Source organism: Streptomyces sp. 6N223 (genome assembly GCF_052246635.1).
In the GTDB taxonomy this organism is placed as follows: Bacteria; Actinomycetota; Actinomycetes; order Streptomycetales; family Streptomycetaceae; genus Streptomyces.
In genome coordinates this window covers 1-4,994 of record NZ_JBQQCA010000115.1, presented here as the reverse complement: position 1 = coordinate 4,994, position 4,994 = coordinate 1, and the positions used below count along the sequence as shown (strand labels likewise).

The 4,994-nt window shown below is 58.9% G+C and carries 2 rRNA genes; both read right to left on the bottom strand.

The features are described from left to right. Window positions 1-21: 21 nt before the first annotated feature. Window positions 22-3,150: ribosomal RNA gene (locus tag ACTWQH_RS32460) — 23S ribosomal RNA — on the bottom strand. A 183-nt stretch (window positions 3,151-3,333) separates the two neighbouring features. Then, window positions 3,334-4,876 (bottom strand): 16S ribosomal RNA (locus ACTWQH_RS32455). The 16S and 23S rRNA genes sit together here, the layout of an rRNA operon. Window positions 4,877-4,994: the final 118 nt, after the last annotated feature.

The window sequence follows — 4,994 nt, the reverse complement described above, 5'->3', positions numbered from 1 at the left end:
TCATAGTGGACGCGAGCATCTGCGGACAAGCCCTCGGCCTATTAGTACCCGTCAGCTCCACCCATCACTGGGCTTCCACCTCAGGCCTATCAACCCGGTCGTCTCCCGGGGGCCTTACCCCCTCAAAGGGGGTGGGAGTCCTCATCTCGAAGCAGGCTTCCCGCTTAGATGCCTTCAGCGGTTATCCTTCCCGAACGTAGCCAACCAGCCATGCCCCTGGCGGGACAACTGGCACACCAGAGGTCCGTCCGTCCCGGTCCTCTCGTACTAGGGACAGCCCTTCTCAAGACTCCAACGCGCACAGCGGATAGGGACCGAACTGTCTCACGACGTTCTAAACCCAGCTCGCGTACCGCTTTAATGGGCGAACAGCCCAACCCTTGGGACCAACTCCAGCCCCAGGATGCGACGAGCCGACATCGAGGTGCCAAACCATCCCGTCGATACGGACTCTTGGGGAAGATCAGCCTGTTATCCCCGGGGTACCTTTTATCCGATGAGCGACGGCGCTCCCACAAGCCACCGCCGGATCACTAGTCCCTGCTTTCGCACCTGCTCGACCCGCCAGTCTCACAGTCAAGCTCCCTTGTGCACTTACACTCACCACCTGATAACCAACCAGGCTGAGGGAACCTTTGGGCGCCTCCGTTACTCTTTAGGAGGCAACCGCCCCAGTTAAACTACCCACCAGACACTGTCCCCGATCCGGATCACGGACCCAGGTTCAGGCATCCAGCACGACCAGAGTGGTATTTCAACAATGACTCCACCCAAGCTGGCGCTTGAGCTTCACAGTCTCCCACCTATCCTACACAAACCGAACCGAACACCAATATCAAGCTGTAGTAAAGGTCCCGGGGTCTTTCCGTCCTGCTGCGCGAAACGAGCATCTTTACTCGTACTGCAATTTCACCGGGCCTATGGTTGAGACAGCCGAGAAGTCGTTACGCCATTCGTGCAGGTCGGAACTTACCCGACAAGGAATTTCGCTACCTTAGGATGGTTATAGTTACCACCGCCGTTTACTGGCGCTTAAGTTCCCAGCCTCGCCCCCGAAAGAGCTAACCGGTCCCCTTAACGTTCCAGCACCGGGCAGGCGTCAGTCCGTATACATCGCCTTACAGCTTCGCACGGACCTGTGTTTTTAGTAAACAGTCGCTTCTCGCTGGTCTCTGCGGCCACCCCCAGCTCCGACCGCAACGGGTCATCACCGGAAGAGGCCCCCCTTCTCCCGAAGTTACGGGGGCAATTTGCCGAGTTCCTTAACCATAGTTCACCCGAACGCCTCGGTATACTCTACCTGACCACCTGAGTCGGTTTAGGGTACGGGCCGCCATGAAACATCGCTAGAGGCTTTTCTCGACAGCATAGGATCATCCACTTCACCACAATCGGCTCGGCATCAGGCCTCACCCTCGCCCATCCAAGGACAGCCGCACGGATTTCCCTGCACGGCGGGCTACACCCTTACCCCGGGACAACCACCGCCCGGGCTGGACTACCTTCCTGCGTCACCCCATCACTCACCTACTACCCCCTCGGGCCACCGGCACCACCCACACACGATTCCCGAAGGAACCACAGCGGGGGCACGGGCTTAGCATCAGGAGATTCAGCGCTGGCGCTTCACGGCGGGTACCGGAATATCAACCGGTTATCCATCGACTACGCCTGTCGGCCTCGCCTTAGGCCCCGACTTACCCTGGGCAGATCAACTTGACCCAGGAACCCTTGGTCAATCGGCGCACCAGTTTCCCACTGGTGTATCGCTACTCATGCCTGCATTCTCACTCGCACACCATCCACAAGTGCCTTACGGCCCTGCTTCACCCGGTGCACGACGCTCCCCTACCCACACACCCCTATGGGCGTGTGACACGACTTCGGCGGTGTACTTGAGCCCCGCTACATTGTCGGCGCGGAATCACTCGACCAGTGAGCTATTACGCACTCTTTCAAGGATGGCTGCTTCTAAGCCAACCTCCTGGCTGTCTAAGCGACTCCACATCCTTTCCCACTTAGCACACGCTTAGGGGCCTTAGTCGATGCTCTGGGCTGTTTCCCTCTCGACCACGAAGCTTATCCCCCGCAGTCTCACTGCCACGCTAGAAACTTACCGGCATTCGAAGTTTGGCTAAGGTCAGTAACCCGGCAAGGCCCATCACCTACCCAGCGCCCTACCTCCGGCAAGCACCACGCAACGCTGCACCTAAATGCATTTCGGGGAGAACCAGCTATCACGGAGTCTGATTGGCCTTTCACCCCTAACCACAGGTCATCCCCCAGATTTTCAACTCTGGTGGGTTCGGGCCTCCACGCGGTCTTACCCACGCTTCACCCTGCCCATGGCTAGATCACCCCGCTTCGGGTCTCGGGCATGCTACTCAAACGCCCTATTCGGACTCGCTTTCGCTACGGCTCCCCCACACCGGGTTAACCTCGCAACACACCGCGAACTCGCAGGCTCATTCTTCAAAAGGCACGCAGTCACCACACCAACCCCCGAAGAGGCTGATGCAAGGCTCCCACGGCTTGTAGGCACACGGTTTCAGGTACTCTTTCACTCCGCTCCCGCGGTACTTTTCACCATTCCCTCACGGTACTATCCGCTATCGGTCACCAGGGAATATTCAGGCTTACCAGGTGGTCCTGGCAGATTCACACGGGATTTCTCGGGCCCCGTGCTACTCGGGCCATCGCCCCAACGAGCCACCACGATTTCGACTACGGGGGTCTTACCCTCTACGCCGGGCCTTTCGCATACCCTTCGCCTACCGCAGTGGTTTCTCACTCGCCGACCAGCCGGCAGACCAGTCCAGACAACGCCCACAACCCCGCACACGCAACCCCTGCCGGGTCTCACACGTACACGGTTTAGCCATCATCCGGTTTCGCTCACCACTACTCCCGGAATCACTCTTGTTTTCTCTTCCTGCGGGTACTGAGATGTTTCACTTCCCCGCGTTCCCTCCACACCGCCTATGAACTTCAGCAGCGGGTGACAGCCCATAACGACTGCCGGGTTTCCCCATTCGGACACCCCCGGATCACAGCTCGGTTGACAACTCCCCGGGGCCTATCGCGGCCTCCCACGTCCTTCATCGGTTCCTGGTGCCAAGGCATCCACCATGCGCCCTCAACAACTTGGCCACAGATGCTCGCGTCCACTATGCACAAATCAACCAACAACCAAGAACACACCCACCACACCACAAGGTGCAGCAGCCCGTGCCCTCAGACACCCAACAGCGTGCCACGCTTCAACGTCAATGTTCCACCCATGAGCTGGCCCCCACCGGACAGGCGCCGGTGAAAAGGCACGACGCTCCTTAGAAAGGAGGTGATCCAGCCGCACCTTCCGGTACGGCTACCTTGTTACGACTTCGTCCCAATCGCCAGTCCCACCTTCGACGGCTCCCCCCACACAAGGTGGTTGGGCCACCGGCTTCGGGTGTTACCGACTTTCGTGACGTGACGGGCGGTGTGTACAAGGCCCGGGAACGTATTCACCGCAGCACTGCTGATCTGCGATTACTAGCGACTCCGACTTCATGGGGTCGGGTTGCAGACCCCAATCCGAACTGAGACTGGCTTTTGGGGATTCGCTCCGCCTCACGGCATCGCAACCCACTGTACCAGCCATTGTAGCACGTGTGCAGCCCAAGACATAAGGGGCATGATGACTTGACGTCGTCCCCACCTTCCTCCGAGTTGACCCCGGCAGTCTCCCGTGAGTCCCCGGCCGCCCGAAGGCGCCGCTGGCAACACAGGACAAGGGTTGCGCTCGTTGCGGGACTTAACCCAACATCTCACGACACGAGCTGACGACAGCCATGCACCACCTGTACACCAGCCCAAAGGGAAACCACATCTCTGCAGCCGTCCGGTGTATGTCAAGCCTTGGTAAGGTTCTTCGCGTTGCGTCGAATTAAGCCACATGCTCCGCCGCTTGTGCGGGCCCCCGTCAATTCCTTTGAGTTTTAGCCTTGCGGCCGTACTCCCCAGGCGGGGCACTTAATGCGTTAGCTACGGCACAGACGACGTGGAATGCCGCCCACACCTAGTGCCCACCGTTTACAGCGTGGACTACCAGGGTATCTAATCCTGTTCGCTCCCCACGCTTTCGCTCCTCAGCGTCAGTATCGGCCCAGAGACCCGCCTTCGCCACCGGTGTTCCTCCTGATATCTGCGCATTTCACCGCTACACCAGGAATTCCAGTCTCCCCTGCCGAACTCTAGCCTGCCCGTATCGACTGCAGACCCGGAGTTAAGCCCCGGGCTTTCACAACCGACGTGACAGACCGCCTACGAGCTCTTTACGCCCAATAATTCCGGACAACGCTCGCACCCTACGTATTACCGCGGCTGCTGGCACGTAGTTAGCCGGTGCTTCTTCCACAGGTACCCTCACCCCCGCAAAAACGGAAGGCTTGTTCCCTGTCGAAAGAGGTTTACAACCCGAAGGCCGTCATCCCTCACGCGGCGTCGCTGCATCAGGCTTCCGCCCATTGTGCAATATTCCCCACTGCTGCCTCCCGTAGGAGTCTGGGCCGTGTCTCAGTCCCAGTGTGGCCGGACACCCTCTCAGGCCGGCTACCCGTCGTCGCCTTGGTAGGCCATCACCCCACCAACAAGCTGATAGGCCGCGGGCCCATCCCACACCACAAAAGCTTTCCACTCCCGGCCATGCGACCAGAAGTCATATCCGGTATTAGACCCGGTTTCCCAGGCTTATCCCAGAGTGCAGGGCAGGTCACCCACGTGTTACTCACCCGTTCGCCACTAATCACCGGCCGAAACCGGATCATCGTTCGACTTGCATGTGTTAAGCACGCCGCCAGCGTTCGTCCTGAGCCAGGATCAAACTCTCCGTGAATGCATACTCAAAACAGAGACCATCCACGCGAGACAATCCTCGCAATGAATCTCGAAAAAATCTGGCATTGACAAGCATGACACGCTGTTGAGTTCTCAAGGAACGGACACCCACCGGG